The organism is bacterium endosymbiont of Bathymodiolus sp. 5 South, assembly GCF_900128535.1.
In the GTDB taxonomy this organism is placed as follows: Bacteria; Pseudomonadota; Gammaproteobacteria; order PS1; family Pseudothioglobaceae; genus Thiodubiliella.
This window is the reverse complement of sequence record NZ_FQTR01000013.1, coordinates 22,691-29,973: the sequence shown is the minus strand read 5'-3', so window position 1 is coordinate 29,973 and position 7,283 is coordinate 22,691. Positions and strand designations below refer to the sequence as shown.

At 42.6% G+C, this 7,283-nt stretch carries 3 protein-coding genes; 1 reads left to right on the top strand and 2 read right to left on the bottom strand.

Annotated features, from left to right (window positions below):
* Both BBROOKSOX_RS02685 and BBROOKSOX_RS02680 read right to left on the bottom strand, forming a co-directional pair.
* Positions 1–594, bottom strand: a 594-nt coding sequence (locus BBROOKSOX_RS02685; protein WP_180323821.1) for an integrin alpha, incomplete at its 3' end; no start/stop codon positions are given.
* A 371-nt stretch (positions 595–965) separates the two neighbouring features.
* Positions 966–5,714: a beta strand repeat-containing protein gene (locus tag BBROOKSOX_RS02680; RefSeq protein WP_139659639.1), complete on the bottom strand. Its 4,749-nt coding sequence runs from the start codon at positions 5,712–5,714 to the stop codon at positions 966–968.
* Positions 5,715–6,185: 471 nt separating this feature from the next.
* On the opposite strand from BBROOKSOX_RS02680, the gene BBROOKSOX_RS02675 reads away from it, so the two are divergent.
* Positions 6,186–6,944, top strand: coding sequence for an Ig-like domain-containing protein (locus BBROOKSOX_RS02675; RefSeq protein WP_180323820.1), 759 nt, complete (start codon positions 6,186–6,188; stop codon positions 6,942–6,944).
* The last annotated feature ends 339 nt before the right edge of the window (positions 6,945–7,283 follow it).

Here is a 7,283-nt window from a genome sequence, read left to right as displayed (position 1 = left end):
CACAACATAGGATTTACCTGCATCTGATTTACCACTCAGATCGGCTTGATAAGCCCCCACAATCAAATCATCTAAGCCATCACCATTCACATCACCTGCATTGGAGACTGAGTGACCACTATAATCACTCACTGCCTCACCATTGATAACAAAACCACGCTGCACCTCTTGTGATAAAGCGGCTGGGTCTGAATCAACAGCATTTGAGGCTTTGGCGTCAACGGTTATTATGTTTACGCTACTAACTACTGCTGGTGTGGTTAATCCTATGGCGTTGCCTGTAGTATCTTTAATGCTGCCAGCGTTTAAAGACAAGGCAGTTGTGGTGGCAGTTATGCCAGTTGTTGCCGTGTCACCGCTGGCTATTGTGTAACTAAACACTAAGATGTTAGCGTTAGAAGCAGTAGAAACATAAGTGGCACTCTTATTCACACCGCCCATACTAATAGTATATGTAGGTTCGCCAGTTACCACGACTGTTTCACTCAGAGTAACAGTAACAATAATTTTATCACCTATTTTAAGCGTACTGGTCTTGCCAGCACCAGTGGCATTTGTTGCGCGGATAGCAACGCTATTAACTTTGGTTTGCATGATTACCTCTTTTGTTATTATGATTTATTTATGCTACCTTAAAATTTAGTATAAAGTTACTAAATGTTAATATTTAGGTGTTCACATAAAACAAGGAGGTACAAATGTTAATTACTTAAAGAGACCTAACAAATCATTCTATCTGGTTGGTGATTACAGCCATGAAGGGCTCAGTATTAATGTGGATTTATCCATACCAGCAAGATGGGTTGTTCATTTATAAACGAGCACATTTCCCCCTAGGCAGAATACCACCAAGGGTAAATGGTTTGATAAGATGATTGTAAACACTCAAGCCTCTACTTTAGCGCGGTACGAAAAATAGGAGCGTTGCATTTTGTCAAACCTTATTATCTGTCTTATGTCTAATCCTAAAACATAACAATCTCTTGTTGCACCCAAAGTTCAACATTAGCGCTTGTATTAGCATCACCATGAGTGTAAACATCATAAGTGATACCATCAACAGTTCTATCAATAGCTGAATCACTAAAACCAGCAGCATTGACTTTATCACCACTATCACCCAATACTTTAAGAATATTGGTGCTAGTAGAAGCATCTAATAAATCATCTAAATTGAGTTTTAGGGTGTTATCTCCTGAGCCTGTAATATCAATAACTTCAATGTCTTGGATGCGTCTATCACTGATCTTGGTTAAATCTAGGGTTAAGCCTGCCCCCTCTAATTTAAGGGTATCAGTACCGCCACCGCCATCCACACGGGCACGGTTGCCTGCGCCAGTTTGTTCTAATGCAGTGATATTGCTGGCGTTAATGATGATGTCGTCGTTGCCTAAACCTGCATTAAACACATCCATACCGCCGTTGCCTGTTAGGATATCGTTACCTGCGCCAGCAACGAATATTTCATCGCTACGGGTACCTGTGAGTGTGTTGGCATTCTCATCACCTAAGTAGTCAATGGTATATTTGGAATCAGCACCCAGTTTTGCTAAGTCTACGGCGTTAGTGTCGGTTTTGCCGAAGATGATATAAGCTTTACCTGAGTCGATACCATTTGGGTTGGCGCCATAAGCACCCACAATCAAATCATCCAAGCCATCACCGTTGACATCGCCTGCACTGGAGACTGCGTGACCACTACGATCACCTGCCACTTCACCATTGATAACAAATCCCCCTGTTGGGTTGTTTGCATTAGCAATATCACTCAGATTAATGGCACTGTTGTTGGCTTTACCAAACACAACATAAGATTTACCTGAACTGTTGCCATTTGGATCAGCATACACAGCACCCACAATCAAATCATCCAAGCCATCGCCATTGACATCGCCTGCACTGGAGACTGAGCAGCCACTAGCATCACCTGCTGCCTCACCATTAATAACAAAGCCGCCTAAAGGGTTGCTTGCATCAGCAATAGCACTCAGATTAATAGCACTGCTGTTGGCTTTACCAAACACAACATAAGATTTACCCGCAGATGATTTATGACTTGGGTCGGCAAAATAAGCGCCTACAATCAAATCATCCAAACCATCACCATTGACATCGCCTGCACTGGAGACTGAGCTACCACTATAATCATTCGCTGCCTCGCCATTAATAACAAAACCCCCTAAAGGGTTGTTTGCATCAGCAATCACACTTAGATCAATGGCACTACTATCGGCTTTACCAAACACAACATAAGATTTACCTGCACTTGAATTGGTAAAATAAGCACCGACAATCAAATCATCCAAGCCATCGCCATTGACATCGCCTGCACTGGAGACTGAACAACCACTATAATCATGTGCTGCCCCGCCATTAATAACAAAGCCACCTGTCGGGTTGTTTGCATTAGCAATCACACTCAGATCAATGGCGCTACTGTCGGCTTTACCAAACACAATATAAGATTTACCCGCACCTGGTTTGCCACTTGGATCGGCATAACTAGCACCCACAATCAAATCATCCAAACCATCACCATTGACATCGCCTGCACTGGAGACTGAATAGCCACTATAATCACTCGCTGCCTCGCCATTAATAACAAAGCCGCCTAAAGGGTTGCTTGCACTAGCAATGGCACTCAGATTAACAACACTGCCGTTAGCTTTACCAAACACAACATAAGATTTACCTGCATCTAATTTACCATTTGGATCGGCAGTATAAGCACCTAAAATCAAATCATCCAAGCCATCGCCATTGACATCGCCTGCACAGGAGACTGAGGGACCAAAAGAGCCTCTATCGTCACTCATTGTCTCACTATTAATAAGAAAGCCCCCTATGCCAGAAGCAATAGCAGATAAGTCAATGGCAGTGCCGTCTTGTTTGCCAAAGACCACATACGCTTTGCCTTCCTTATTTGAATCATCATTAACACCGATAATCAAATCATCCAAGCCATCGCCGTTGACATCACCTGCGCTGGAGATTGACATGCCAACAAGATCGTCTGCCGTTTCGCCATTGATAACAAAGCCACGCTGCATACCTTTAATGCTAACACCTCGTTGAACCCAAAGTGCAGCTTTGGCATCAGTATTGGCATCACTATGAATATAGACATTATAAGTAATACCATTCTCAGTCTTGGTGCTTGCCATCTTGACAAAGCCTAAAGCATTCACAGTGTCACCACTATCCCCTAACACTTTAAGAATATTAGTACTGGTAGAAGCATCTAATAGGTCATTCAGATTGAGCTTCAAGGTATTGTCGCCTGAGCCCCTAATATCAATTATTTCAATATCCTGAATACGGGTATTACTGATACTGGTTAAATCCAAGGTTAGTCCTGCACCGTCTAATTTAAGAGTATCAACGCCACCACCGCCATCCACACGGGCACGGTTGCCTGCGCCGGTTTTTTCTAATGCAGCGATATTACTGGCGTTAATGAGAATGCTATCTGTGCCTAAGCCGGCGTTAAATACATCCATGCCACCATTGCCTGTTAAGGTATCGTTGCCGGCGCCGGCAACGAAGATTTCATCGCTATGGGTGCCTATGAGTGTGTTGGCGTTTTTATCACCGAGATAATCAATGGCGTATTGGGAATTATCGCCCAGTTTTATCAAGTCTACGGCATTGGTGTCGGTTTTGCCGAAGATGACATAAGATTTACCTGCAGATAATTTCCCACTTGGATCAGCATACCTAGCACCCACAATCAAATCATCCAAACCATCGCCATTGACATCGCCTGCGCTGGAGACTGAGAAGCCGCTATAATCATACTTTGCCTCGCCATTAATGACAAAGCCCCCTAAAGGGTTGCTTGCATCAGCAATGGCACTCAGATTAATGGCACAGCCGTTAGTCTTACCAAACACAACATAAGATTTACCTGGATTATTGTTATTTGCCTGATAGGCACCCACAATCAAATCATCCAAGCCATCGCCATTGACATCGCCTGCGCTGGAGACTGAGATGCCACTATAATCACGCTCTGCCTCGCCATTAATGACAAAGCCCCCTAAAGGGTTGCTTGCATCAGCAATGGCACTCAGATTAATGGCACAGCTGTTAGTCTTTCCAAACACAACATAAGATTTACCTGAATGATTGCCATTTGGGTCAGCCTGATAGGCACCCACAATCAAATCATCCAAGCCATCGCCATTGACATCGCCTGCACTGGAGACTGAGCGGCCACTATAATCATACTTTGCCTCACCATTAATCACAAAGCCCCCTAGAGGGTTGCTTGCATCAGCAATAGCACTCAGATTAATGGCACTGCTGTTGGTCTTACCAAACACAACATAAGATTTACCTGTCTCTAATTTACCATCTGGATTGGCATATGGAGCACCCACAATCAAATCATCCAAGCCATCGCCGTTGACATCGCCTGCGCTGGAGACTGAGAAGCCACTAAAATTACTCGCCATCTCACCATTAATCACAAAGCCCCCTAAAGGGTTGTTTGCATCAGCAATCACACTCAGATCAATGGCACTACTGTCGGCCTTACCAAATACAACATAAGATTTACCTGCAGCTGGTTTATCACTTGGATTGGCAGTATAAGCACCCACAATCAAATCATCCAAGCCATCGCCGTTGACATCGCCTGCGCTGGAGACTGAGTAGCCACTACGATCACCTGCTGCCTCACCATTAATCACAAAGCCCCCTAGAGGGTTGCTCGCATCAGCAATAGCACTCAGATTAATGGCACTGCTGTTGGCTTTACCAAACACAACATACGATTTACCTGCCTCTGTCTTAGCATCCCAAGCACCCACAATCAAATCATCCAAGCCATCGCCGTTGACATCGCCTGCGCTGGAGACTGACCAGCCACTACGATCACCCGCTGCCTCACCATTAATCACAAAGCCCCCTGTAGAGTTGTTTACATCAGCAATGGTACTCAGATTAATGGTACTGCCGTTAGCCTTGCCAAACACAATGTAAGATTTACCTGAATTATTGCCATTTGGGTGAGCCTGATAGGCACCCACAATCAAATCATCCAAGCCATCGCCGTTGACATCGCCTGCGCTGGAGACTGAGTGGCCACTTTGGTCGTTTTCCGCCTCGCCATTAATAACAAAGCCACGATACAAAGCAACACTCAGCGCAGCTGTTGCTGACTCCGATTCATTGCCATTAGTGTCTGTATAAGTAATGGTAGCTGTTCTGGTGCCAAGTTGTGAGCCTGCATCGGTGTTTTTAAGTTGAATGGCTTCTACTATTTTTGCCACATCAGCAGGGTTAAAAGTACCTGAGGTTTTGCTGATGATTAAGGTTTTAGAGGCATGTGTATAGCTATATTCTAAACCACTCACTGTGCCAATGGTTTTACCCGTTACTTTGGCAAAATCAGCATTTAACGCAAGCTCAGCATCCAATATTAATTTATCGTTTGCTTCATTCAAGCCAGCACCGCCTAACACCACTTTAATGGTTTTAATATCCGTATCAGTGGTATCTGCAATGTCTGCATCAAAAGCAACTCCTGTGGCGATTTGTATTATGCCTGTGGCGACTGAACTACTAGATTGGATGCCTGCCATAGGATCTAAATCAATCACAGGAGATGAGTCGCCCACTGCAACATTGTGTTTAATCAAAGGTGTCATTTCTTGCTTAGGCTGCTTAACGGCTTTTTGTGTTTTAGTTTGACTGGTTTTTGTTTGCATGGTTGGTTTCCCCAATATTGATTTAAATTAAATCAGAATAATACCACAACACTTTTAACTGCATTTTTAAAATAAAAAAATTCAAATTTCGATAAGTCTAAATCTTTAAAAACACCATGATATCTTTGCATAAAATAGAGATAGAGAGGATTGAAAAAATTCAATTTTTGCCCAATTAAGACCCCTGCATTAAACTAAAAAATCCAAATTAACGCCAAAAACCTTACACAAACACCATAATTATTAATCAGTTACAATTCAAGCTAATAGTGCAGCACTTAAAGCGCAAAAACTTCGATGTGGCATTATGCGTAAAAAACCCAAAGGCAAGGCTATGAGTCATTGGAACAAAATGTGTAACAAAGCAATTAACAAAAGATTGATAGCAAGCCTTTTAGAAATACGGGTATCGTTAACTTAACCGACCTTAATCCAGTTGAGAGGTCTAATAAGATTCGTGTTGAAAAAGTTTTGAGAACCACTGTTGATAGTATATCAGGCGTAGCTATAGCAGCACACTCAACTCTAACTGCCAACCCAACCAATGTTGTTGCAGATGGGACAAGCACCTCAACAATCACTATGCAAGCTAAGGATGTTAACGACAATAACCTAACGACTGGCGGTTTAACAGTAACGATGTCTGTGAACGGTTCTGCAACACTATCATCAGTGAGCGGTAATGCTGATGGTACCTACACAGCTACTATTACTAACAGCACTGTTGAGACGGTAACGGTCAGCGCAGCCTTTGTTGGTGATGCTGATGCAGGTGATTCTAAGGTAGGTAATACGGTTAATATAAGCTTTACATTTGCTTCAAAAGCTATCCGTTTTGACAATCAAGATTATATAACTCTGAAATCTCCTAGAACAGGCAGGATATGGCTTGATAGAAGCCTAGGGGCTAAGCGTGTAGCAACTTCAAGAAGTGATACGCAGTCTTATGGTAGAAAATACAACTTTGGCGAAGCAATTTGTCCTGTTAATTTTAAAGTGCCGACATGGGGGGAATTAAATGCTGAACTTGTCAAATGGACTCAATTCTACAGTGGTTTCCTTAAGATTCCATCTCCTGATCAAGGCAGCAAACAGCAGAAGTATTTATGGACTTCTACAACAGCTAAGGAATCAGGTAATGCAATTGCATTGTCTGCAAAATTTGGCAGGCCGTTTGCTTACTCTACTTCTAAGTTTTGGTCTCTATCGGTTCGTTGCATAAGAAAGTAGTTGTAGGTGCTGAAGTTATAACAACCTCAAGGATGGAAAAAAGCACCTTAGATTCAAAGTCTAAGTGTAACACTATTAGAGACCTTTGCATAAATAGGGATGATTAGCAAAATCCAATTTTTGCCCAATTGGTGATTTCTTTAAACCTTGTCCTAGCAGGGCTAAGGCTGGGTTTAAAAAATCGCCAAGTGGGTGAAAAGTGGGTTTCTGATGATTGTTCCTATTTATGCAAAGGTCTCTATTAATATTCTCAGTTAAAATTTGTCTCATGATATCTTGAGGGGTTCTAAAGTCAAACCTTTTTCTAGGTCGAGCATTAAGTAGCTGCGCTATATCATC

Coding starts and splice junctions, on each gene's coding strand:
- BBROOKSOX_RS02680 (WP_139659639.1), bottom strand. CDS start 5,714: ATGCAAACAAAAACCAGTCAAACTAAAACACAAAAAGCCGTTAAGCAG.